The sequence below is a fragment of the uncultured Salinibacterium sp. genome (assembly GCF_963974405.1).
Classification (GTDB): Bacteria; Actinomycetota; Actinomycetes; order Actinomycetales; family Microbacteriaceae; genus Rhodoglobus.
The window spans coordinates 146609-170433 of record NZ_CAXBBH010000002.1; the positions used below are offsets into that span (position 1 = coordinate 146609).

The 23825-nt window shown below is 59.6% G+C and carries 19 protein-coding genes, 1 tRNA gene and 1 other RNA gene; 17 read left to right on the forward strand and 4 right to left on the reverse strand.

Features of this window, described 5'->3' with window-relative positions; translation table 11 throughout:
• Positions 1-12 precede the first annotated feature (12 nt).
• Positions 13-621, reverse strand: a complete 609-nt coding sequence (locus AACZ26_RS09145; protein ID WP_339620933.1) for a YqaJ viral recombinase family protein — start codon at positions 619-621, stop codon at positions 13-15.
• 130 nt (positions 622-751) lie between these two features.
• Between AACZ26_RS09145 and AACZ26_RS09150 the strand changes: the two genes are divergently transcribed.
• The 6 genes from AACZ26_RS09150 to rplL all read left to right on the forward strand — a co-directional run bounded on the left by AACZ26_RS09150 (position 752) and on the right by rplL (position 6999).
• Positions 752-2065, forward strand: a complete 1314-nt coding sequence (locus AACZ26_RS09150) for a hypothetical protein (protein WP_339620934.1) — start codon at positions 752-754, stop codon at positions 2063-2065.
• A 3-nt stretch (positions 2066-2068) separates the two neighbouring features.
• On the forward strand, positions 2069-3400 hold the full coding sequence (locus AACZ26_RS09155) for an MATE family efflux transporter (RefSeq protein WP_339620936.1): 1332 nt from the start codon (positions 2069-2071) through the stop codon (positions 3398-3400).
• Between the two features lie 99 nt (positions 3401-3499).
• Positions 3500-4252: a response regulator transcription factor gene (locus AACZ26_RS09160; protein ID WP_339620938.1), complete on the forward strand. Its 753-nt coding sequence runs from the start codon at positions 3500-3502 to the stop codon at positions 4250-4252.
• Positions 4249-5760: an ATP-binding protein gene (locus AACZ26_RS09165; RefSeq protein ID WP_339620940.1), complete on the forward strand. Its 1512-nt coding sequence runs from the start codon at positions 4249-4251 to the stop codon at positions 5758-5760. Before AACZ26_RS09160 ends, AACZ26_RS09165 begins: the two co-directional genes overlap by 4 nt.
• A gap of 299 nt (positions 5761-6059) precedes the next feature.
• Positions 6060-6575, forward strand: coding sequence for a 50S ribosomal protein L10 (rplJ, locus tag AACZ26_RS09170; RefSeq protein ID WP_100389485.1), 516 nt, complete (start codon positions 6060-6062; stop codon positions 6573-6575).
• Positions 6576-6615: 40 nt separating this feature from the next.
• Positions 6616-6999 carry a 50S ribosomal protein L7/L12 gene (rplL, locus tag AACZ26_RS09175; protein ID WP_339620944.1) on the forward strand — a complete coding sequence of 128 codons (384 nt, stop codon included), beginning with the start codon at positions 6616-6618 and terminating at the stop codon, positions 6997-6999.
• Positions 7000-7389: 390 nt separating this feature from the next.
• On the opposite strand, the gene AACZ26_RS09180 is transcribed toward rplL, so the two are convergent.
• Positions 7390-8988 (reverse strand): response regulator transcription factor, encoded by a 1599-nt coding sequence (locus AACZ26_RS09180; protein WP_339620946.1) that lies wholly within the window; start codon positions 8986-8988, stop codon positions 7390-7392.
• Positions 8989-9349: 361 nt separating this feature from the next.
• Between AACZ26_RS09180 and AACZ26_RS09185 the strand changes: the two genes are divergently transcribed.
• From AACZ26_RS09185 to AACZ26_RS09230, 10 genes are all read left to right on the forward strand, one after another.
• On the forward strand, positions 9350-11419 hold the full coding sequence (locus tag AACZ26_RS09185; RefSeq protein ID WP_339620948.1) for an RTX toxin: 2070 nt from the start codon (positions 9350-9352) through the stop codon (positions 11417-11419).
• 121 nt (positions 11420-11540) lie between these two features.
• Complete coding sequence (locus AACZ26_RS09190) at positions 11541-13397, forward strand: ABC transporter ATP-binding protein (protein WP_339620950.1); 1857 nt, start codon at positions 11541-11543, stop codon at positions 13395-13397.
• 51 nt (positions 13398-13448) lie between these two features.
• Entirely contained in the window at positions 13449-14036 is a 588-nt protein-coding gene (locus tag AACZ26_RS09195; RefSeq protein ID WP_339620952.1) for a helix-turn-helix domain-containing protein, read from the forward strand.
• Positions 14033-15301, forward strand: a complete 1269-nt coding sequence (locus AACZ26_RS09200; protein ID WP_339620954.1) for an MFS transporter — start codon at positions 14033-14035, stop codon at positions 15299-15301. The genes AACZ26_RS09195 and AACZ26_RS09200 overlap by 4 nt, the downstream gene beginning before the upstream one ends.
• Before the next feature lie 72 nt (positions 15302-15373).
• Positions 15374-16603: a multidrug effflux MFS transporter gene (locus AACZ26_RS09205; protein WP_339620956.1), complete on the forward strand. Its 1230-nt coding sequence runs from the start codon at positions 15374-15376 to the stop codon at positions 16601-16603.
• Positions 16604-16693: 90 nt separating this feature from the next.
• Complete coding sequence (locus tag AACZ26_RS09210; protein WP_339620958.1) at positions 16694-17338, forward strand: phosphatase PAP2 family protein; 645 nt, start codon at positions 16694-16696, stop codon at positions 17336-17338.
• 59 nt (positions 17339-17397) lie between these two features.
• Positions 17398-19203 carry a helicase HerA-like domain-containing protein gene (locus tag AACZ26_RS09215; protein WP_339620960.1) on the forward strand — a complete coding sequence of 602 codons (1806 nt, stop codon included), beginning with the start codon at positions 17398-17400 and terminating at the stop codon, positions 19201-19203.
• A gap of 273 nt (positions 19204-19476) precedes the next feature.
• On the forward strand, positions 19477-20748 hold the full coding sequence (locus AACZ26_RS09220; protein WP_339620962.1) for an ABC transporter substrate-binding protein: 1272 nt from the start codon (positions 19477-19479) through the stop codon (positions 20746-20748).
• Positions 20749-20825: 77 nt separating this feature from the next.
• Positions 20826-21716 (forward strand): sugar ABC transporter permease, encoded by an 891-nt coding sequence (locus tag AACZ26_RS09225; protein ID WP_339620964.1) that lies wholly within the window; start codon positions 20826-20828, stop codon positions 21714-21716.
• A complete protein-coding gene (locus AACZ26_RS09230; protein WP_339620966.1) occupies positions 21713-22654 on the forward strand; it encodes a carbohydrate ABC transporter permease in 942 nt (313 codons plus the stop codon). The genes AACZ26_RS09225 and AACZ26_RS09230 overlap by 4 nt, the downstream gene beginning before the upstream one ends.
• Positions 22655-22754: 100 nt before the next feature.
• On the opposite strand, the gene AACZ26_RS09235 is transcribed toward AACZ26_RS09230, so the two are convergent.
• Entirely contained in the window at positions 22755-23408 is a 654-nt protein-coding gene (locus tag AACZ26_RS09235) for a hypothetical protein (protein ID WP_339620967.1), read from the reverse strand.
• A 47-nt stretch (positions 23409-23455) separates the two neighbouring features.
• Positions 23456-23540, reverse strand: a tRNA-Ser gene (locus AACZ26_RS09240).
• Between the two features lie 156 nt (positions 23541-23696).
• On the opposite strand from AACZ26_RS09240, the gene ffs reads away from it, so the two are divergent.
• Positions 23697-23793, forward strand: an RNA gene (gene ffs / locus AACZ26_RS09245) — signal recognition particle sRNA small type.
• Positions 23794-23825: the final 32 nt, after the last annotated feature.

Consider the following 23825-nt stretch of genomic DNA (forward strand, 5'->3'; position numbering starts at 1 on the left):
CCATTTGCGTGGTTACGGCGCTCGCATGAGTTCGAGCAAGCGGTCTGCTAGCCCCACCAGCGTGTGAATCTGGTTCTCGTCGCGTTCGACCCACTGGCATTTCGGCGCGGCATGGGTTGGTACGAAATCGGTGTGTTGCTCCCAGACCACGAGAGTGCGGTCGGCCCCCAGCACATATTGTTGCCACCACACTTGGCGCAGGTAGGAACGTGGGATGCTCCGCCACGCTTTCGCCGTGGTCTTTATTTCAGATAATACGAGTGATCCATCGATCATTGAAACGCCGTCGGGCGTCGCCAAATGAAGCGGCTGATCGTGAGCATGGTAGAGCGCAGAACTCGATTGGATGCCGTGCTCGCCCAATACCCAGCGTGCGATCTCCGGTTCTCGAGCGCGGCCATGATCGGTGAACGCGTTGCCGGAGAATCCGGAGCCGAGAAGCTTGCTTTCCACGACCGCTCGCAACGATTGCTCGGTGGCGAGTCGGGCGGCATCCGTAGCTGTGACGCCGCGGCTACGGGCCCGCAGCCACGCGACTCTATCTTCGGCATGGGCGACAATGCGGTCGCGATGATTGGGGGCGATAGGTTCCCAAAGATCGAGTTCCGGCTGCGTAGTCACACCCCTATTCTCTCCCCTTCTCCGCAACTCTGGTCGCGAGCGCTGCCGCGTGTGCGATTCACAGTGGCGCAGTGACTGTGGGTAACGAGGGCGGGCGGGGATTGCCGGTGCGAACTGGCAGACTAGGCTCATGCACGCAGTCCACCCCTCACTGTCATCTCGTCGTCTCCGCCACACGTTGGCCGGGGCGGCGGCAGCGACGCTCGTCGCCATGATGATGTTGAGCCCCGCGGCGGCGGTTGCTTCGACAGGCTCCATCCCTCCCGATGTCGCGGCGTTTGCTTCAGCCGACGAGGGCCTGTTGCTCGAACTGGAAGAGTATTTCGGTCTCGACGAGCGCGGTAGTGGTCTTGATTTTTCTGACGGAATTGAGCTGGGAGCTATCGACCGCGTCTTCTTGTGGTCGCGGGATTATCACTCCGGAGTGGCAACCGAGACTCCGGTGCAATACGTCAACCGCTGGAAAGTTCCCGTACTGATTGGCGAAGAGCCGGTCGGTGTCGCCCTCATCGGATTCGATCCGGCAACAGTCGAACCAGAAATGATCGATTTCATTCGTAACCCCGGCACCGCGCTTGCCCTTGATGATGTGGACAACGATGCCACTCTGATTCACGAGCCAGAGACTGACGCCTGGTTTTCACTCATCGGTGACGTGATTACCCCACTTGTTCGCGGTTCGAGCGAGGTTGCGGGGGAGACGACGCTGGCAGAGTACCAATCGATCGTCTCAACGCGACTCGTTGAAGTTGTCGATGAGGAGCCTCAGCCCGATCAGGGCTCGGTGCAGTCTGTCGTGCTGATCGTTACGACAATCGGCGTCGTAGTGCTGGTTTTGCTCCTTCCTGCCGTTCTTGGCAAACTGCGAGCACGTCGCGAACGCAGTGCAGAAAACTCGGAGGCAACTGGCGGGGTAGAGGCAGATCATGAATCGGTCCCCCCTGCAGAAGAGGCAGTTGCGCCGCCCTCGATCGATGATGAAGCGACCGCTGCGGTTCCTCGTTCCGCCGCGAAGCGTTCTCCTCGCGCCAAGCCTGTGGCCTCCGAGGCGGCGACCTCCCATGTAGGCGACAGCAAGAAAGCTGCTTCGGCTAAGGCTGAGAACACCAGCGCCGCACTCAAAAAATCGAGCGCTAAAACCACGACGGCGAATACAACGCCAGCCGGGAAGTCCACCGCCGCTCCGAAAAAGTCGACGACGAAGGCCCAGCCCAAGTCACAGACCAAGACCCAGCCGAAAGCGCAGACGACGGCAACGAGCGCGACTGCTACGAAAAGGCCAGCCGCGAAGTCAACATCAACGAGCCGCACACCCCAGCCGCGCGTAACGAAGGCGCCCGCTGCCAAAAAACCTGTGGCCAAGAAGCCTGCAGCAACAAAGCCTGTAGCAAAAAAGCCTGCAGCGGCGGATTCCGACGCGACCGACAACCCGGCACCGCAGTAGGCCGTGGGAGTGTTTCGTTCGCCACTCGACCGCGATATTCGTCGGCTGGCAGTCCCCGCACTCGGCGCGCTCGTCGCGGAGCCGATTTTTCTCCTCACTGACACGGCGCTAGTGGGGCACCTCGGCAGTGCCCAGCTGGGCGGGCTGAGCGTGGCTAGTGCTGTGTTGCAAACGGCGGTGGGTTTGCTGATCTTCTTGGCGTACTCCACAACCCCGGCAGTAGCCCGCTGGCTCGGGGTCGGGAATCGGGCGCGCGCTGTGGCAGCGGGAGTCGACGGAGTGTGGCTAGCGGTGATGCTCGGCATCCTCCTCGTGGCGGTTGGAATTCCTGCAACTCCGTGGCTCATAGGCCTGTTTAACCCCGATGCCAGCATTGGGGGCTACGCCACGGAGTACCTCGCGATTTCGATCATTGGCTTGCCCGCGATGCTCATCACTTTTGCCGCCTCCGGCCTTTTGCGTGGTTTGCAAGACACCCGTACCCCGCTCATCGTTGCGGTCGCAGGGTTCATCTCAAACGCTCTTCTCAACACGCTTTTCATTTACGGTTTCGGCTGGGGTGTCGCCGGTTCAGCTATCGGCACGGTGGTGGCGAGCTGGGGCATGGCTGCCGCTTATCTTGCAATGCTTGTCACCTTTGCCCGCCGTGAGGGAACAAGCCTGCGACCACATCTCAGTGGGATGTTGTTGGCGGGACACGCAGGAGCCTGGTTACTACTGCGTACGGCATCGTTGCGCGCAGCCATGCTTGCCACCATCGTTATCGCGACAGGTATCGGGGTGCCTGAACTCGCTACCGTGCAGATAGCTTTGACAATCTTCGCGACTCTCGCATTCGTGCTGGATGCACTCGCAATCGCCGGGCAGGCCATGATCGGTAAAGAACTCGGTGCGAGCGACATCGTTCGAGCCCGTGCAATCACACGCCGACTGATCGAGCTAGGAATCGGCAGCGGAGTTGTGCTCGGAGTGCTTGTTCTCATCGCCTCGCCGTGGGCGGGATTCGCGTTCAGTTCCGACCCGGTAGTGCGCAACGGACTCGCCGCACTCCTGCCGGTGCTCGCCCTCGGCATCCCGATCGCGGGCTTCGTCTTTGTTCTCGATGGCGTACTGATTGGGGCCGGGGATGCGCGCTATCTGGCGCTCACCGGGCTCGTTAATCTTGCTGTCTATGTGCCTCTGCTGTGGTGGGTTGAGTCGGCAAACCTCAACGGCACCTCTGCCACCGTCGCCCTCTGGCTCGCGTTCGGCGTGGGGTACATCGGCGCCCGCGCGGTGACCTTAGGGATTCGCGCTCGCGGCGACCGCTGGCTCATTCCGGGGGCGACGCGCTAGGCCGTGCACGCCAAAGCGATCAGTGAGTCAGGCTAGTACTCCGCCACTCCGGCTCCCTTACTCAGAAAATTCATAGGAAACTCCGAATAACTAGAGGGCATGACGCCGTCACATCATCTGCCCGCAGTTCAGGCCCAGCCCCGACTCAGTCGCGCCGACGGAACCGCCATCCGGGCTGTCGTGGTTGACGATGAAGACTCTCTTACCGACCTTCTCTCCATGGCGCTTCGCTACGAAGGGTGGGATGTCCGGCTCGCGTCAGATGGCTCGCAGGCGCTGTCCACGATCCGCGAATTTGCGCCAGACATTGTGGTGCTCGACATCATGATGCCCGGCCTCGATGGGCTCTCGGTGCTTTCGCGGTTGCGAGCGGATGGCATCCAAACTCCCATCCTCTTTCTGACTGCGAAAGACTCGGTCGACGACCGCATTGCTGGTCTCACGGTCGGAGGGGACGACTACGTCACTAAACCGTTCAGTCTGGAGGAACTGGTGGCACGGCTGCGTGCGCTGTTGCGCCGGTCGACCCTCACTGTTGCGGGCGAGTCGAGCCCGATCATAGAAGTTGGCGATCTCACACTCGACGAAAGCACGTACGAGGTGAGCCGTGCTGGCACCCCTATCGAACTCACCGCTACCGAATTCGAGCTGCTGCGATATCTCATGCGGAACCCACGTCGAGTTCTCAGCAGGTTCCAAATTCTTGACCGCGTATGGAGCTATGACTTCGGGGGAAAGTCGAGCGTCGTTGAAATCTACATCTCCTACCTTCGCAAGAAAGTCGACGTTCTTGGCCCACCGATGATCCAGACCGTTCGCGGTGTTGGGTACATGCTGAGGGCGCCAGAGTGACCTCGCGGAGCGAGGAGCTACGCCCTGGCGAGATCGGTGGTCGCTCCTTGAGCTTACGCACGAGACTCGTATGGGGAAGCTCGGCACTAATCGCGCTCGCAGCAGTGGTCATCGGCGTGGTAAGTGTTCTCGCATTGCAGGGTTTTCTGGTCGGGAGACTCGATGCCCAGTTGCTCGCCGCTTCGAGCCGCTCCCAGGGAGCACTCGATGGACAGGGATACAACGTTCAACGAACTCCTGCCAGCGAATTCCTCGTGCTTCCGGGCCAGCGAGAAGGAACCGTCGCCGGACTGGTCAGCAGTTCGGACGGTATTACCGCCGGCGTGCTGAGCGACGAAGGAACGCTCGCCCTGTTGACTAACGAGCAATTGCGAACACTCTCCGCGCTAGATCAACTGGATAATCCCACGACCGTCACTCTCGGAGGAAACCTGGGGGAGTACCGGATGATCGTGACGAGCGATCCGTCCACGGCGGCGTATCTCATCGTGGGGCTCCCTCTCGCGGATGTTCACGCCACCGTTTTTCAACTGACCATGGTCGTCGTGGCCATCGGAGTCCTCACTATCGTGATCGCCGCCGTTGCCGGAGCGATTGCCGTGCGATTTGCGCTCCGCCCGCTTGAGCGAGTAGCGAGCACCGCGACTCGGGTGTCAGAGCTCCAACTTGACCGTGGAGCGGTGGCGCTCGCGGAACGTGTGGCGCTCGATGACGCCGACCCGCGCACGGAGGTTGGCCAGATGGGCTCGGCCCTCAACCGGTTGCTTGAGCACGTGGCATCCGCTCTTACTGCTCGTCAAGCCAGCGAAGACAAAGTGCGCTCTTTCGTTGCTGATGCGAGCCACGAACTCCGAACGCCCCTTGCCTCAATCCGTGGTTATGCAGAGCTGACGCGTCGCGGCGGTCATACGATTCCGGATGATGTTGCTCACGCTATTGGGCGGATCGAGGCCGAATCGGTGCGAATGACGGGGCTCGTCGAAAGCTTGTTGCTCTTGGCGCGACTCGATGAGTCGGCCCCGGTCGATTACGCCACTGTTGACCTGTCGCGACTAATGATTGACGCCGTCGGCGATGCGCATGTCGCTGGGCCGGACCACACGTGGGCGCTCGAACTGCCGGATGTTGCCGTTCTAGTGAATGGCAATAGTGCTCAGCTTCATCAGGTCGTCGGCAATGTGCTCGCCAACGCGCGAGTGCATACCCCTGCCGGCACCAGCGTGACGGCGAGCCTTGCGGCGGAGGGGGACCGCGCGGTAATCGAGGTTCGAGATACCGGACCAGGCATAGCGGATGACCTGCAAGCGACGGTTTTTGAGCGTTTTGTGCGGGGAGATAGCTCTCGGTCCCGCGCGGCGGGCAGTACCGGGCTGGGGCTAGCGATAGTTTCCGCTTTGGTCGCGTCGCACGGTGGAACGAGTGCGGTCTCAAGCGAGCCGGGCAACACTGTTTTCCGAATCGAGCTGCCGCTCGTTGTCGAGTCAGGGTCAACTGAGGGGGTGCGGTAGCCGTGGAGGAGTATGCGGCTGGCATCGGATTTGCGGCGACGCCCGCAATCACGTACTCTTACGGAAGCCAAAGACCGCCGGTCGTTTGCATGCGCGAAAGTGTGTGCGATCGAAGTTCGTGAAAACGAAGGCCAGCGCAGGTGTATGAAGTAGTTTTCCGGCCAATTCTGGCCGCAACTCAGCTCCGTGCCTCTGCGTCAGTGCAGAAGGGCCGGAGCTTTTTCGTTTAAGAGCCCCGAGCTCCTCCGATATCTTTACGCGGTTCTGCGGCAGACACACATCAACCAGTAGGGAGCACCATGGCGAACAAGGAAGCATCGGTCGCCGAGCTTACGGATCTTTTCCGCAACTCGACCGCCGTTCTGCTAACCGAGTATCGCGGACTCACTGTTGCCCAGCTCAAGACGCTGCGCAAGTCAATCAGTGAGCACGCAACATACGCCGTGGTGAAGAACACGCTGACAAAGATTGCAGCTAACGCAGCAGGCATTTCGTCGTTCGACGAAGAGCTCGTTGGTCCGTCTGCAATCGCATTCGTACACGGAGACCCTGTCACCGTTGCGAAGGCTATGCGTGACTTTGCCAAGGCAAACCCTCTTCTCGTAGTGAAGGGTGGTTACTTCGACGGTAACGCGCTCACTGCAGATGAGGTCAAGAAGCTGGCCGATCTGGAAAGCCGGGAGGTGCTCCTCGCGAAGTTTGCTGGAGCAGCCAAGGCTTCACTGTTCGGCGCCGCGTATCTGTTCAACGCACCGCTCGCTCAGGCCGTTCGCACGGTCGACGCGCTGCGCGAGAAGCAGGATTCCGCGCAGTAACGCGCGGGCTAGCTAGTTCAAGAAATATTAGGAGAAAATCATGGCGAAAATGTCAAGCGACGACCTCATCGAGGCGTTCAAGGAACTGACCCTCATCGAGCTCAGCGACTTCGTTAAGAAGTTCGAAGAGGTCTTCGAAGTTACCGCTGCTGCCCCGGTTGCTGTTGCAGCTGCTGGCGCACCTGCCGGTGCCGCTGAAGAAGTTGAAGAGAAGGACTCATTCGACGTCGTTCTCGAGGCTGCTGGCGACAAGAAGATCCAGGTCATCAAGGAGGTGCGCGCACTCACGAGCCTCGGTCTCGGAGAGGCGAAGGCAGTCGTTGACGGCGCTCCCAGCGTTGTGCTCGAGGGCGCAAACAAGGAAGCCGCGGAGAAGGCAAAGGCTGCTCTTGAAGAAGCCGGCGCAACCGTAACCCTTAAGTAGTCGATTCCTCTCACGAGGATCACGCCTCGCTAGAGGCATGCTTAGCCAGAATGGCGTCACCCTTCGAGGGTGGCGCCTTTCTGCGTTAACTCGCGCGGGAGGGCGCTACGCCGTTGGCTGGTCGCCGACGACTGTAGAGCCATCCGCACAAGTGGTTCGCGAGTGGACGCGATAGAGAACCGGATGAAGAAGAGGGGGTGGGGCGCTTGGTAACCAGCCGAGCGCCCCACCAACGTGCCGAATCCGTTGACACCAGGGATCAGGTTCCGGAGGCGGATGTTTCGGCACGAGACCGCTAGGCGCGCAAAGAAAGCGGGGCTAGCGGAAGTGGTCTACCTAATCTATCGACGCGACACGGATGCAGCAACTGCCTCGGGGGTGAATGGAGGGTTAGTCAAGGGTGATATCCACTTGGAGACCCAATTCGCGGGACTTGTGGATTGCTTCGACACGCGAAGTGACACCAAGCTTGCGATAGATGCTCTTGAGATGAGACTTCACGGTATTTACCGAAATGAACAATGTTTCTGCAATCTCCGCAGAATTGCGACCTCGCACGAGTTCGCGAGCAATCGCTCGTTCCCGGTCGCTCAGAGCGTGCGAGTCACGGGCGGGGAGCAGTACGGTAAGACCGTCAAGGCGTTTGATGAGTGCTCTCACCTCAGCGCCCTGACTCCGCGATGCTGCGCGGGTGAGCATGTCTTGCACTACCTCGCTGGGCACAAGCCTGAAAGGGCTGTGCATCCGGTTGCGCGCGACTAGGCGAAGCGCGCGATCGAACGCGACGTCTGATTGATCTTGGCTGCCGAGTGACAGGTGGGCCGCTCCTTTGAGGAGATAGACGTCGGCCAAGTTTCTGCTGGAATGCGCGTCACCGAGCAACTCGCACTCGCGTATCGCGTCGAGAGCGCCGCGCGCGTCGCCAGTGACGAACCGTAAGTGAGCAACCAGGCGGGCCGGGCAGACAGTGTGGTGTTGCGTGGGGGTGAACCCATCGAGGGTATCCCAAGCTGCGCCGCTATCGCCAAGCTGCACACAGGCGGCTGTTCTCAAACCGCGAATTTCTGAACTGACAAAGCCGGATGGTTGCCAGCCATCAAGAGCGAGCTGCGCCTGACGCAAGTGCTCAAGGCCTTCGTGAGGGCGCGCGTCAAAGAGCTCGACGAAGGCGTGGGCGTAGAGGCCGAGAGGCTCCCAGTCGCTATCGACCGTAGCGTCTTTGACTTTGCTGACTAGGGGTGCGAGGCCGTCGCTTCCGCGCTGGTTTATTCTCACCACCAGATCGGTGATGAGGGCGGGCGCATTGAAGCGGCTACCGCGCAGTGCGGGGCTCGCGCCAGTCGATTCGGCTCGCGCGACGTAGCTCAGGGCATGCTCAAAGTCACCCAGGAGCAGTTGGATGAGCGCGAGGCATCCGAAAACCTCAAGCTGGTTGGCGACGCTAAGGTTTGTTTCTGCCAACGAGCTGGCAAGGCGCAAGTCGATTTTTGCGCGATCGAAGTCTCCGGCGTGGAGTGAGATCGCGCCACGCTGTAGCGCTATTTCGGCGGTGAGTGGAATGCGGCGGGCGAGCGGGATCACGTCTTGGCTTTCGGCGATCAAGCTAGCGGTAACGATGGCGGCGAAAGCGTCGTTGAGGCGGCCGAGAGAGCGTAGCGCTGTCGCATAGCGCACGTACACGGTGGCGCGGACGAATGCCGGCGTCTCCGGTGAGAGGAGCGCCAGTGCTGCTTCGAAGTAAGGGAGGGCGGCCGTGCGGCTTGCGATGTCTGCTGAACGGAAGCTCGCTGCGTAGCACGTGATGAGCCAGGGGTCGCTGTGCCAAAGATCGTGGGGAGTCGAATCGAGCATCAGGCGGAGGGGTGCTCCTGAGGTGTCTACGAGGAGCGGCCAGACTTCGTGAAGTTCGTGCAGAGCGAGTGAGAAATTTTCGGTGGCGCGAGCGGCGTCAAAGGCACGTTGCAGCGCCCTCACGTCCGCTATCGCCATTGTTATGCTCCCCCTTCGAAACGCTCGTTTCGATGAAGTTCGTAGTTCTCGCCTATTCGGGTAGGTGGCGAGAGAGTCATAGACTACTCCCTCGCGCGTGGGGCTTGCACTCATTCATTAGCACCCCCCATAATGGGCACGTCGCATTCTTGACCCCCGAACGTGTGACACCACCCGATAGAGCTACCCGGAATCCCCCGCCGGCCCAACGCGTCCCCCAGCGCATTGGTTCGATCTGTTCCCGGTCGCTCGTTACCCGAGAGCGAAACCCGAAGTGAATAAGTTTTTGGTGCGTTGGCGCGCCGCAAATCGAAGCCCCCGATTCGATGAGATCACTGGACAACAGCGCAAGCGTTGGTCGTTGAGAGATACACGTGGCATTGCCGCCATGGTCGCACTTGCCCTTGTTGTGGGTTCGGGTTTGGCCGTCGCCTCAGTTTCCTCCGCGGCTGAGGCTCACACACCGAGCATCGAAGTTACCTGTGAAGGCGTCACCGTCACGGCTCTCTACTACGACGCAAGCGGTTCGGGCCAAGGCCAACAGAACCTCATTAAGTTCCAACTTGACGGCGGTGAACAGCAGGTAGTTCCGTTCAGCAAGAGCGGTTCGCAGTTCTTTGCTTTCCCCAATTCCACCGACGCCCACGCATTCACGGCGTCGGTTACGGCGTGGAACAACCCCAACCACCCCAGTTGGAACCGCACGTGGGCGAAGACTTCACAGCCGTGTTCGGCCCCAGTAATTACTGATGTTTCGGCAACCAGTTGTGAAGTTCCTGGTGGTTCTACTGACATTTCCGCGACTTTCGCTGGATTGGTCGCCGATCGTCAGTATGAGCTGACACTCGAGGATGGTGTGCGCGCGCCGCAGACAGTGACGTACACACCCACTCAAAGCGCTGGCAGTTATACCTGGAGCGGACTCGCTGCCGGGTTGACTTACACAGTGACGATTACCGACACCACGAACCGTGACTTGATGGCATGCAAGAGCGTCATCACAATTGCTTGCCCGGTCGTTGCCGGAATCGCAATTGTCGCGAATGAGTGCACTGTTCCCGGCGAAGGCGCATCCATTAAGGTCAATGTCAGTGACCTCGCTGTGGGACGGTCGTACCGCATTGATATTGTCAACGCGAGCTCACAAGCTGTCGTCGACAGCCACACCTTTACGGCAAACGCCGCGACCGGTTCCTACAACTCGCCTGCGACACCGTCTGCCAGCTACTATGCAACTGTCGTGGACACGAACGAGCCCCATGCTCAGCCTCTTCAGAGCGGCACGCACACTTTCTTGCCCTGCCCCGAAGTGATTCCTCAGCCAGTGCTCTCGGCGAGCGAGTGTAACGCCGTGTCGACGGATGCCGAAGGCCAGATTAGTATCGCTGTTGAGGGCCTCGTCCCGGGACGCAGCTACAACATTGCGATCGCCGATACGGAAATGAGGCCAGTGTTTAGTGAAAGTAGCTATCTCGCGACGACCGATCGCTTCGACGCGACTATGAAGGGCATGGCTCCGGGCGCTTACACCGCGACTGTTGCCGACGCTCTTCAGCCTGACTACGCGAGCGCCGCAACCGTCGTGCTTGTTCCGTGCGCGACCAGCGAGACCACCGTCGAGCTGGCAGCTGAGCAGTGCACGGCTCCTGGAGGAGCAGCATCGATTACCGCCGCGGTCTCCAACTACGCCGTTGGTCGTGAGTACACCGTGACGCTGCTGCAGGACAACGTGGCTGTTGGCGATGCTTACAGGCTCGACTCCACAACGGGCGACGCTCAGAAGTTCACGTTCGCTGATCTTGAAACCGAGCGCAACTATCGAGTTGTGGTGACGGACGCTAAGTCCGCTCCGGCCGTGACTGCCGCTGCGGATACGTACCTCGCGCCGTGCCCCGAGCAGCCGATCGTGATGATTATGCAGGCAGAGTGCAATCTCCTCGGAGCTTCCACAGTCGCGGTGTCGGCCAAAGACCTCGCAGTCGGCCAGACCTACACAGTCAGCATCGTTGAGAAGTCGACCGGCGCGGCACTCAACGCTGTGGCTCCGGTTACCTTCGAAGCTGATTTGCCAACTCGTGCCCTTGAATTCAAGAATGTGCCGAATGGTTCCTCATACACGGTGTCGATAGTGAATGCGGCAAAGACCTTGAGCGCCAGGGGAGAAGTCACTCTTGAACAGTGCGACCTGCCCACCTTCCCGCTTCCTCCGGAGGAGCCGCCGACGCCGACGCCGCCCACGGACCTGCCGACCCTCCCGCTTCTGCCTGAGGGGCCGCCCACCACTCCAGCCTCAATCGACCTGCCTACTTTGGCGTTCACAGGCTCGAGCACAATGGCTCCGACGCTCGCAGGACTCGGGTTCCTGCAGGTCGGATTGGTGCTCGTAGGGTTCAGCATTGCGCGACGACGTTCGGTAGCTCGCGACAGCTGATCCTGACCGTTCGGTGGGCAGCCTCGGCTGCCCACCGAACTCCTCAACGGTTTCTCGCACAGCGCATTCATGCGCTGTGCGATTGGCCGTTAACGAGGATATGGAGAACTATTCTCGAAGAATGAGCACAGTAGGCGGCGGCCCCCGGCGAGGAGGCCGAGTGAGTGGCGGCGATTACTCTGCCCAAAAAGCAGAAAATGCAGATGCACCAAAAATCCCCCACCTTCTTCGCCGCATCGCCCGACTATTTGAACCACACCGCGCAACACTTATCCTCACTGTCACGCTCGTGCTCATTGGCGCCGCGATAAGCGTGCTTCCCCCACTTCTCACGAAGCAAGCGTTCGATGAGGGTCTGTTCCCTCCATCAGGAACCCCCAACATCCCAGTGCTCACCCAGCTCGTGAGCATTATGGTCGGGCTCTGGATTGCCTCGGCGGCGCTCGGCGTGTGGCAGACCTATCTCACCGCCACGGTGGGAAACAAAGTCATGGGAGCACTACGCGTACGACTATTCGACCAGTTGCAGCGGATGGAGCTCGCATTCTTCACCCGCACTAAAACAGGCGTTATTCAGTCACGACTCCAGAATGATGTCGGTGGGGTTGCCGGTGTTCTCAACAACACCGTCTCGAGCGTGATCGGAAACACGGTTACGGTCATCGCTGCCTTCGTCAGCATGCTCGTCTTGAGCTGGCAGCTCACCATTGTGGCCATCATTGTGCTGCCGGGAATCGTGATTGCCCAGCGTCGCGTGGGCCAGATCCGCGCTCGGATAGCAACCAAGACTCAAGAGTCTTTGAGCAACATGACTGCGATCACGCAAGAGTCGTTAAGCGTCTCAGGAATCCTGCTCTCTAAGAGCTTCAACCAGCAAGAAGTGGAAACCAAGAGGTACTCTCACGAAAACCGGCAGCAAATTGGGCTGCAAGTTCGTCAACAGATGAGCGGTCAATGGTTCTTCGCCACGGTCAACATCTTTCTCTCCGTCATCCCTGCGATCGTCTACATTGTGGCCGCGTATCTGATTACCGGAGGTGTTGACGTGACCGCCGGCACAATAGTTGCGTTCACGACAGTTCAGGCGAGGCTCATGTTCCCGCTCCTCGGCCTCATGCGGGTCGCTCTCGATCTCCAAACTTCGTCGGCGCTCTTTGCGCGCATCTTTGAATACCTAGATCTCACGCCCGCTATCGTCGACAAAGTTGATGCGCACGAAGTGCGAGATGGTGCGCTCGGAGCTGTCGCTTTCGACAACGTGACCTTCCGCTACCCGGATGCCGACTCATCCACTAAACCCACGCTTGATTCTGTGAGCTTCGCGATTGAACCCGGACAGTATGCCGCGTTCGTTGGGCCATCCGGAGCTGGAAAGACGACCGTCTCCTACCTCATTCCGAGACTGCATGAAGCGAGCGGCGGCCGGGTACTGTTCGCCGGCGATGACGTACGTGATCTCACCCAGGACTCACTGATTCGCAACATCGGCATAGTCAGCCAAGAGACCTACCTCTTCCATGCGACGATCGCGGAGAACCTCTCGTATGCGCGACCCGACGCCACGACCGAGCAAGTCGAGGCGGCGGCGCGTGCCGCCAACATCCACGACACCATCATGTCGTTCCCTGCTGGTTATGACACTGTCGTGGGGGAGCGCGGCTACCGGCTTTCGGGTGGTGAAAAGCAGCGCATTGCGATCGCGCGGGTGTTGTTGAAAGACCCGAGTGTGCTGATTCTAGATGAGGCGACTAGCGCTCTGGATTCGATTTCGGAGCGCACTGTTCAGGGCGCACTGGATGCAGCATCCCGGGGACGCACAACGATTGCTGTAGCGCACCGGCTCTCGACCGTACGCTCGGCCGATGTGATTTTCGTCGTTCAGGCCGGGGCGATCGTCGAGCGCGGAACTCACAGCGAGTTGATTGCGGTCGATGGGGTCTATGCGCGACTTTATGCTGAGCAGAATCGCTCCGACTAATAATCCACAAGAGTCATTGCACAATAGTTCTTGTGTAGTTATTGTTGAGCTATGACCGCAGAAGACGCGAGCCCCCAAGCGAGTTCAATTCCCCTCGACAGCATCACGAGGATGCGAGCCCTCGCGCACCCTTTGCGCATGAAGCTCCTCGGCGAACTACGCGTGACAAGCCCCGCCACGGTGGGAATGCTCGCAGCCCAGTTCGGAGAATCTGCTGGCAGCGTGAGCTACCACTTGAAGGCGCTCGCCTCGGGAGGATTTATCGAGCGTGCTGAAGGTGAGTCGGACGACCGCCGTGAGACGTGGTGGCGCGCTAGCCACGAGTTCACGGAATTTGGCCATGCCAGTTCAGAGGCAACGCCTGAGTATCGAGATGCGAACAGTCAGTTGCGGCACCAGGCGATCGACGTCATGTCGGGAGAGTTGCATCTCGCGATAGAGCGCGAGCACGAGTTGTCTGCAGACTGGATCGACGCCGTCGGCTTCACCGATATGGTGGCCTTCCTCAGCTCAAGCGAACTGGCAGAGGCGCGGCAAGAAATCGATGCCGTGTTGACTAAGTGGCGCGCGCGAAGCGACCGCGAACGACCAGAGGCAGAGCCCGTGTACCTGATCTCACACGCCGTGAGACGACCGTGACCAGACCGCAACCCTCTGAACAGACACCCCTTGTCGAGCGGAGCCGGTTCGCTTCCTTTCCGCTGATCGTGCTTCTCGTCGCTCACGGGTTATCCCTCGTCGGCAACGCAGTGACAGTGATCGTGGTTCCGCTGTACGTTCTCGAGCTCACCGGGTCGGTAGCGGCAACTGGTGTGGCGGGCGCGTTCGCCACCGTTCCCATGATTATCGGAGGAGCACTCGGTGGCGTTCTTGTCGACCGTTTCGGATTCCGTCGTGCGGCAGTAGTGGCGGATCTCGCAAGCGGGGTAACAGTATTGGCAATCCCCGTTCTGGCGTTGACCTCGGGGATGCCCTTCGGGCTGCTCTTGCTCCTTGTCTTCCTCAGTGGGCTACTGGACACACCAGGACGGACGGCGAAAGAAGCTCTCGTCCCCGACTTCGCGCACGACGCTGGCATCGTCTTGACGCGAGCGACCGCGGTGAGCTCAGCGATCTCTCGATCCGCTACGCTTCTGGGTGCAGCGGGAGCATCCATTCTTCTGGTGTCAATTGGCGCGCTTAACTCGCTCTTTGTCGACGCCATCACGTTTGCAATTTCTGCGTTGTTGATCGGAGTTGTGCTCCCTCGCGCACGCGCGTCGGATGCCGTGTCGAGCGAAGTGAGCGGCCCGGCGAGCATGTGGGCACAGTTTCTTGACGGTATCGGCTACGTGGCGAAGACGCCGATCATTCGAAGCGTGGTTGCTCTCGTCGTCGTCACGAACCTCATCGACGCGGCAGGGTTCCTCGTGCTCTTCCCGGTATATTCACGTTCAGTGACGCCTGATGGATCATTTTTGGGTCTCATCATGGGCTGTTTCGCCGGTGGGGCACTCGCCGGGGCCTTGCTGTTTGCCCAGTTCGGTCATCGGCTACCTCGTCGTGCGCTTCTTGTTGGCGGCTTTCTTATTGCCGGGCCAGTTCCTTATCTGGCAATTCTCGCTGAGCTGCCACCGGTAGCAGTTCTCACGGCAATGCTCGCTGCGGGGCTCGCAGCGGGATCGCTCAATCCGCTTCTTTCTGCGACGCTCTATGAGATTGTGCCTCGTGCGATTCGGGCTCGGGTTCTCGGAACGCTGACTACCGGAGTCACAGCCGGAATGCCGCTCGGTAGCCTGCTTGCGGGTGCCACGGTGGAGGTCTGGGGTCTCACTCCCGTACTCATCGGCGCGGTAGTCGTCTACGTTATTGCAGCAGTTGCTCCACTGTTCGGAAAGTCCTGGCTTGCGCTCAAGGAGGCATAAGCTGGGTAGGCTCTCAAGGTCGCGGGCATCTTTTGTCGCGGCCCTCGGGCCTCTCTCTTAGCTAGGAATCGCTTGACTACCGTTGTTCACCCGGGTGACTCTCTTTCTGCGCGCCAGCGTCTTGTCTACGTACTGGTACTGGGAGCGCTAACCGCTCTTGGGCCATTTACGGTCGACCTTTATCTTCCAGCATTCCCGCTGATCGAGGCCGACCTTGATACGACGGCAGCAATCGTTCAGCTCACGCTGACGGCGACAACACTGGGTTTCGCCCTCGGACAGCTCATCGTAGGCCCGCTCAGTGATCGACTGGGTCGTCGCCTGCCGCTTATCGTGGCCACAACGGTTCACCTTCTGGCGAGCCTTGGGGTCGCCGTAGCCGCGAATGTCGAGCTCTTGTTTGTCTTCCGCCTCATTCAAGGCATGGGTGCTGCGGCGGGCGCGGTGGTCGCGATGGCGGTCGTGCGCGATCTCTTCGGCGGTTTGCCTCTGGTGAGGATGCTGTCTCGACTGGCTCTCGTTCAGGGGCTTGCCCCCATCCTCGCGCCACTTATCGGCTCACAGATTTTGTTGATCACACCCTGGCGCGGAATGTTCGTGTTTCTCGCGATTTATTCGACTCTCGTCTTGCTCGCCGCTTGGTTCTTCATCGTCGAAACGCTGCCTGCTGCGCGCCGCCGCGATCTTGGCCATGCCACTGCTCGCGAGCGCTACAAGTCGTTGTTCACCGACCGGGTGTTCGTGGGCACCGCAGTGATCGCGGGAATGACTTTCTCCGGACTCTTCGCCTATCTCGCATCATCGCCGTTCCTGCTTCAAAACGTGTATGGCCTTGATCCCCAAGCATTCGGGCTTGTCTTCGCGGTTAACTCAATTGGCGTCGTGATCGGCGTGCAGACGAGTGCGTTCCTCATGCGCTACATCGGACCACAATGGATCCTCGCGGGCTCAGGAGTCATGCTTTTGCTGTCGGCATCTACCATCGTGTTCCTCGACATCGTCAACGGCGGTCTCACCACGGTACTGATTCCACTCTTCTTCTTTGTGATGGCATGTGGCTTTTCGTTCCCGTGTACGCAAGTGCTCGCTCTCGCTAATCACGGGGGAGAAGCAGCCACCGCTGCTTCGGTTCTTGGTGCAGTGAACTTCGGCCTCGCCGGACTCACCTCGCCCATTGTTGGCGCCTTCGGAATCACCAACGCCATCCCGATGGGCATCGTGATGGGGAGCACAGCTATCGTTTCGATCGTGGTCATGTGGACGGTAGTGCGTCCGCGGACCGTGCCTGCACTCTCTCGCTAACGCAGAAACAGTTGAGTCTAAGCACCAGTCAGTAGGCGGAGCCCTGCGCGCTCACGGGACTCGCTGAGGTCGAGCCGCTAGCGTGATGGTGTGGAAAATGAGATCTCGCACGCGGATGCGCGCCGTATTACCACCCGGTGGCCGCTTATTAGTGGGATCAGCGCGGTAGTTCTCGCGGTGCTTCTCGGAGCGCTGATTGCTACCCGCAGCACCCCGCTCAGTCTCGACCAGCTTGTTCTCGACGACTTCCTCCGCATCCGAGCGGATGTGTTCACGGACCCGGCACTGGTAATGAACTTTCTAGGCGGTGGATGGTTCGGGGTGTTCGTTGTCCCTCTAGGGGGAGCGCTCGCGTTCTTCCTCGCTCAACGCCGCTGGGCAGCTGTGTACTTCTTGGCTGCTTCAGCTATTAGTGCGGGAGTGGTTCAACTGCTCAAGTCGCTCTTCAGTCGCGCACGCCCCGATCAGATTCTTGTCACTTCTGACTTCGGTTCATTCCCTTCGGGACATGTGGCCAATGCGGCCACGCTCTCGGTCGTGCTGATTCTGCTTCTGCAACGTAGGTGGGTCATCATTGTCGGCGTAATTTACACGATTCTGATGATTCTGAGTCGCACCTACTTGGGCGCTCACTGGCTCAGCGACACTATCGGTGGGGCACTCGTTGGAATCGGTATCGCCGTCATTCTGTGGGCACCTTTTGCCCGCACGCTGTCGGCAGAGACTGAAACCTAGTACACCTTCACATCCCCGAATCGATGGTTGTTGGGACGGCCAATCCGTAGGCTAGACGCATGACGGATGCCGCAGACCAAGTAGAGGCAGCAAAGAAGGCTTTGGCCGAGGCTCAGGCTGCGCTCGCGGCTGCTGAACTCGCTTCGGAGGAGGCCGCGCGTGCCGCCGAGCAAGCGCCTGCCGATGTGTCTGAGCCTGTATCCATGAGTTCCGGAGACGGTCCGTTGACCGCTGAAGAGGTCGCGAGGATTCGCGACGGCTATGCCTTCGAGGGCGAGGTTCTCGAAATGGGTGCTCTCGTTAATGGCGATGCGCTCGTGGATGTGCCGATTCGCATCCCGGTAGCGATGCTGAATCGTCATGGTCTCGTGGCGGGAGCGACAGGGACAGGCAAGACGAAGACGTTGCAGGTGCTGGCTGAGCAGCTTTCGGCTGCGGGGGTTCCCGTCTTTGCCGCCGACATCAAGGGCGATCTTTCCGGGATCGCTACGGCGGGAACGCCGAGTGAGAAGTTGCTTGAGCGCACCACGTCGATCGGTCAAGACTGGCAGGCTGTGGCATCTCCGACTGAGTATTTCACTCTGGGCGGGATGGGCACGGGCGTTCCTATCCGGGCAACTGTTTCGAGCTTCGGACCGCTCTTGTTGTCGAAGGTGTTGGGTCTTAATGACACTCAAGAGTCAAGCCTCGGGTTGATCTTTCATTACGCGGACACGGCGGGGTTGCCTCTGGTCGACTTGAGCGATCTTCGGGCGGTTGTGCAGTGGCTCCTGAGCGATGAAGGCAAGGCCGAACTCAAGAATCTTGGCGGCCTGTCTTCGGCGACTGCCGGTGTCATTCTGCGCGAACTGGTCGCTTTTGCCAACCAGGGCGCTGATGATTTCTTTGGCGAGCCAGAGATTGATACGTCGCTTTTCTTGCGCACGAACTCTAGCGGTGCGGGAATTGTGAGCTTGCTCGAGATTCCCGGAGTGAGCGACAAGCCTGCGCTCTTTTCGACATTCTTGATGTGGCTGCTGGCAGATCTCTTCAATGACTTGCCAGAGGTCGGCGATATCGACAAACCCAAACTGGTGTTCTTCTTCGATGAAGCACATTTGTTGTTCAACGACGCTTCGAAAGATTTCATCGCGTCTATTACGCAGACAGTGCGCTTGATTCGATCGAAGGGCGTCGGCGTGGTGTTTGTCACGCAAACACCCAAGGACGTTCCGAGTGACGTGCTTGCTCAGATTGGGTCTCGCTTCCAGCACCAGCTGCGCGCGCACACTCCAGATTCGGCTAAGGCTCTCAAAACCACGGTCTCGACGTATCCGACATCAAGCTACGACCTCGCTGAGGTGCTGACGACGCTCGCGACGGGAGAGGCGATCATCACGGTCATGAACGAGAAGGGTGCACCGACTCCGGTTGCCTGGACTCGATTGCGCGCACCGCAAGGGTCGATGTCTCCCACGGATGCCGCCGTCATGGAGGTCGCCGTCGCGGCATCCCCACTGATGGCCACTTATGGCACTGCGGTTGATCGTGAATCAGCTCGCGAGATTCTTGCAGCGAAAATGAATGCGGCAGCAGAAGCGGATGCGGCGGCCGAGTCCGCTAAGGACGCGGAAGATGCTGCGCAGCAAGCCGAGAAGGTCGCCCAAGCGCGGGCGAAAGAGCAAGCGAAGGTGCAAGCTGACTATGAGCGCGCTCTGAAGGACCTGAACAAGACGACGACCTCTTCGAGTTCCCGTCGCACGACATCCCGCACTCCAGCACGCAAAGATACGAACGTTCTCGGCGACGTCTTGGGTTCACGAACTGGACAGACCGTCGTGCGCGAAGTGCTTCGGGGTATTTTTTCCACTCTCAAACGACGCTAGTCGCGCGGCCGCTGTGGGCTCTTGCAATCGCCGCAGATTGGGCGAATCGTCACGCTAGTTCCCCGATTTTCCGGGCTTTTCTGGGGTGCATTCGGGATGAAGCCACCGATGACCATCCGCTCAATTCTTCGCTGTTGCCAAATCGTAACCAACAAATTCTTACGAAATCTGATGCGTTCACTTGTCAAACCCAAGGCCTAGGTACTTTACTGGTGGAGGTCCGATTCACTTCTTGAACGGAACAGCACTCACTTTCCAATGGAGGAACACAGAATGCGTAAGCCACTTTCCATTATCGCAGGGGCGGTGGCCTTAGGCCTCGTTCTTGCAGGCTGCTCAAGCGACACCGGCTCTGACCCGGAAAACGCAGACCAAGTTGAGGTATTTACTTGGTGGGCTTCAGGATCTGAAAAGGTCGGTCTCGACGCTCTCGTCAAGGTCTTCAACGAGCAGAACCCCGACATCGAGTTCATCAACGCGTCAGTTGCAGGCGGCGCCGGCTCGAACGCGAAGGCCGCTCTCGCATCGCGCCTCGAGTCGAATGACCCGCCGGACACGTTCCAGGCTCACGCCGGAGCAGAACTGACCGACTACATCAACGCCGGCCAGCTTCAAGACCTGAGCTCGTTCTACCAAGAGAACGGCCTCACCGACGTCTTCCCCGAGAGCCTGATCGAGCGCATCACCGTTGACGGCGCCATCTACTCCGTACCCAGCAACATCCACCGCGCGAACGTCGTCTGGGCCAACACCCAGGTGCTCAAGGATGCGGGCATCGACCCGATGGCCGCTCCCGCTGACATCGATGCCTGGCTCGCTGATCTGAAGAAGCTCAAGGATTCCGGAGTCGAGACTCCTCTCGCTCTCGGTACCGAGTGGACTCAGATGCAGCTCTTCGAAAACGTTCTCATCGCTGACCTTGGCGCAGAGGGCTACTCGGGCCTCTGGACCGGTGACACCGCATGGGATGACGCTGGAGTCGAGACCGCGATCGGCCACTACGGCGAGCTGCTCGAATACACCAACAGCGACTTCGCTGGCCTCGACTGGGATGCTGCAACGCAGATCGTTCTCGACGGCAACGCCGGGTACAACGTCATGGGTGACTGGGCTGAGTCTGCATTCCAGCAGGCTGGCTGGACCTACGACAACGAGTACACCACCTGGGCTACCCCCGGCACCGACGGAGTATTCGACTTCCTCGCTGACTCGTTCACTCTTCCGGTAGGTGCTCCTCACGAGGCTGCTTCCATCGACTGGCTGACGACGATCAGCTCGGCTGAGGGCCAGAAGGCGTTCAACCTTGCTAAGGGTTCGATCCCGGCTCGTACCGACACGGTTGCTGCTGACTACCCCGCGTACCAGCAGACCGCGATCACCTCCTTCGGTGAAGACACCGTAGTGAGCTCGCTTGCTCACGGTGCAGCCGCAAGCATTGCCTGGTCGGGAGACATCTCCTCGGCTATCGGCAAGTTCGGCGCTGACCGCGATGCTGCTTCGCTGCTTTCTGGCCTCGTTGCCGCAGCGGACAAGGCTCAAGGCTAACTAGCACTACGAGATATCAGTGGGTGGGGGCGTACAGCCCCCACCCACTACTACCGTGCAAACCAAGGAGCTCGCGCGTGAAAAAAGGATACAAAAACTGGGGGCCACCGCTCCTGTTGATAGCCCCCACGATTGTTGTTCTTGGGATATTTGTGTACGGCCTGATCGGCGCCAACATCTCGGTGTCGCTCAGCAATAGGAGCAGCCTTGTTCCTGCAACCGAGTTCGTAGGTTTCGACAACTACTTCGCGCTCTTCGCTGAGGAACGCTTCATCCACTCGCTTCAGAACCTTGGTGTATTCACCGTGTTCTTCATCGGCGGCACCATGATTTTCGGATTCTTGTGGGCGTGGATGCTCGACAAGGGTGTCACCGCTGAGGGCGTTTTCCGCTCTGTGTTCTTGTTCCCCATGGCGATCTCGTTCGTGGCATCCGGTGTCGTGTGGCGCTGGTTGCTCAACAGCGCTGAAGGCGATCGGGCATCCGGACTCAACCGCGTCTTCGAGAATCTGGGTCTCGACTTTCTGCAGAACGCTTGGTGGAACGAACCCGGCTGGGGCATGGCGGCGATCGCCCTACCCGCCATCTGGCAGCTTGCCGGCTACGTTATGGCCCTCTTCCTTTCGGGCTTCCGCGGCATTCCCGAAGAGCTGCGTGAAGCCGCCCGCATGGATGGCGCAACCGAATGGAAGCTCTACCGCTACGTGATTTTCCCGCAGCTCAGCCCCGTTGCGCTCTCCGCCCTCATCATCGTCGGTCACATGTCGTTGAAGGTATTCGACCTCATCATGGCCATCACGAAGTCGATCTACCAGACCGAGGTTCCCGCAACCTACCTCTGGGTCGCTTTGACCTCTAACGATTACGCCAAGTCGGCCACGATTGCGACGATCCTGTTGCTCTTTGTTGCCGTCGTGATCGTTCCTTACCTGATCTACACTGCCCGCGCAGAGAAGAGGCAACGATGAGTGTCGACACTGGACTCGATAAGAAGCCCGGCACATCCGCGAACTCCCGCTCTTCGGGAATGCCGCAGCAGTCGTCGATTCGTGTTCGCGCCGGAATGACGCGCACTGTCAAATACGTACTGCTCATCCTGTTCCTCGTTATCGTGCTTATGCCCGTCTACGTGCTGATCGTGACGAGTCTCAAGCCGCCGCAGGACGTGAACCCCGCCACCTCGTGGGGGTTGCCCGTTCGTTGGCCATGGGAGCCCGCGCTCGAAGGCGGGCCCACTGGCTTCGACAACTGGTCGCTCGCCTGGAACGCCCTGTCGGCATCCATCGGTCGCACGTTCTTGCTCGCGATTCCGGCCGCTCTCATCGCCTCATTCTTGGGCGCGATGAATGGGTTTGTCCTTGCACGCTGGCGCTTCCCCTACGCGGATGTCGTCTTCACGTTCATCCTGTTCGGAATGTTCATTCCTTACCAGGCGATCATGACGCCGCTCGTGCAAATGAAGACGAGTCTGGGCCTGCCGAGCGATGTGTCGACGCTGTTAGTTGTGCACGTGATCTATGGTTTGCCGATCTGTACGTTGATTTTCCGCAACTACTACGCTGGCATTCCTCATGAGCTCATGGAGGCGTCTCGCATGGATGGCGCGGGGATGCTGCGCACGTTCGGCAGCATCGTTTTGCCGCTGTCGCTTCCGGGCTTTGTCGTGACGATTATTTGGCAGTTCACCTCGGCATGGAACGATTTCTTGTTCGCGCTGTTCTTGTCGAACCAAAACGAGGGGCCCGTCTCGCTCGCGCTTAATAACCTTGCTCAGGGTGCCCAGCTCGCCAACTACGGTGCGGCAATGGCGGGTGCTCTGCTGGCATCGCTACCCACGCTTGTTGTGTACATCGTGCTTGGCAAGTACTTCATCGGTGGCCTGATGAGCGGTTCGGTCAAGAGCTAAGTTCCCCGTACGGCACTGAGCCGCGTCTTCCCGATCCGCTTTGACGGTGACGGATGGCGCGGCTCGTGTGTTTGCGGGTGCTAGCTAGTGGCCCCGAGGCCTACGTGCTGAGCATCCGCACAAGGGCTAGTGCGAGCATGAGGGTTGCTGCAGTGCCGGCGGTTGCTCCAATGGCGGCCACAACAAAGGCGGTGGGATGCCGTTCGAAGAAGTAGAGAGACTCGGGGTAGTCTTCACGCACTTCGCTGATCCATACCGTGCCGGGTATGCGCGTCGCGGGAATCGGCAGACCGGCGGCAACGGTATCGAGATGCTCGGGAGCCCAGTACTGACCCCGCATTCGGAGGAGGCGACGATTGTCGGCCCCCATCACGGTGAGCTGAGGGCGCGATTCTGAGCCGTCGCTGGTGTAGACCTCGGAGAGAAGAATGTATTCAGCTTCGGCTTTGTTGAAGTGAGTGACGCGCCCAAAAAATCCACGCTCGCTAATCACATCAGCGTCGGGGGATAGCCAGATTCCGACGCGGAAAAAGGCGATGCTGGCGCAGACAGCGACCACTACGGCGACAATCTGTGTGACAACAACTGCAAGCCACTGCCCGTCGGGGAGAACTATGAGGTAAAGAACACCGAAGACCGGGCCAACAAAGAGGATAGCTGCGGTGATACCGCGATGAAAGAGACTGCGTGGCGGAATAACCCGGTGACGAGGATCTCGTGGTGACAGATCGTAAGGATTGCCGTTCCGTGACAACGGCAATCCCTTCGTCAGTTCGCGCCGTGCGACATCATCGTTCAGTGCGGAGAATGGGGGATTCGAACCCCCGAGGGCTTGCACCCAACACGCTTTCCAAGCGTGCGCCATAGGCCACTAGGCGAATTCTCCTGACAGGTTTGCTACGCGCTAACGCAAACAACCTCAAGTGATCATAACGGGGTCGGAGGTTCAGCGGTAATCGGCGCGACGATCGGCGCGACGATCTGTGCGGATGGGCGCACTCTGGCAGCCGCGCAGTGGTGCCCAATTTTTGGGTAGACTGGGAGTGGCTCCTCGCGTGGCGCCATCCAGGCCAACTCCCCCAGGACGGAAACGTAGCAAGGGTAACCGGGCTCTGGCGGGTGCGCGAGGGGTCTTTTCTTTTGTGCTGATCAGCATGTTCGACGCGTAGGC

Excerpts from the sequence above, each read along its gene's own strand:
- AACZ26_RS09150 (WP_339620934.1), top strand. The coding sequence starts at position 752 with ATGCACGCAGTCCACCCCTCACTGTCATCTCGTCGTCTCCGCCACACG.
- AACZ26_RS09160 (WP_339620938.1), top strand. The coding sequence starts at position 3,500 with ATGACGCCGTCACATCATCTGCCCGCAGTTCAGGCCCAGCCCCGACTC.
- rplJ (WP_100389485.1), top strand. The coding sequence starts at position 6,060 with ATGGCGAACAAGGAAGCATCGGTCGCCGAGCTTACGGATCTTTTCCGC.
- rplL (WP_339620944.1), top strand. The coding sequence starts at position 6,616 with ATGGCGAAAATGTCAAGCGACGACCTCATCGAGGCGTTCAAGGAACTG.
- AACZ26_RS09180 (WP_339620946.1), bottom strand. The coding sequence starts at position 8,988 with ATGGCGATAGCGGACGTGAGGGCGCTGCAACGTGCCTTTGACGCCGCT.
- AACZ26_RS09190 (WP_339620950.1), top strand. The coding sequence starts at position 11,541 with ATGAGCACAGTAGGCGGCGGCCCCCGGCGAGGAGGCCGAGTGAGTGGC.
- AACZ26_RS09195 (WP_339620952.1), top strand. The coding sequence starts at position 13,449 with ATGACCGCAGAAGACGCGAGCCCCCAAGCGAGTTCAATTCCCCTCGAC.
- AACZ26_RS09215 (WP_339620960.1), top strand. The coding sequence starts at position 17,398 with ATGACGGATGCCGCAGACCAAGTAGAGGCAGCAAAGAAGGCTTTGGCC.
- AACZ26_RS09220 (WP_339620962.1), top strand. The coding sequence starts at position 19,477 with ATGCGTAAGCCACTTTCCATTATCGCAGGGGCGGTGGCCTTAGGCCTC.
- AACZ26_RS09230 (WP_339620966.1), top strand. The coding sequence starts at position 21,713 with ATGAGTGTCGACACTGGACTCGATAAGAAGCCCGGCACATCCGCGAAC.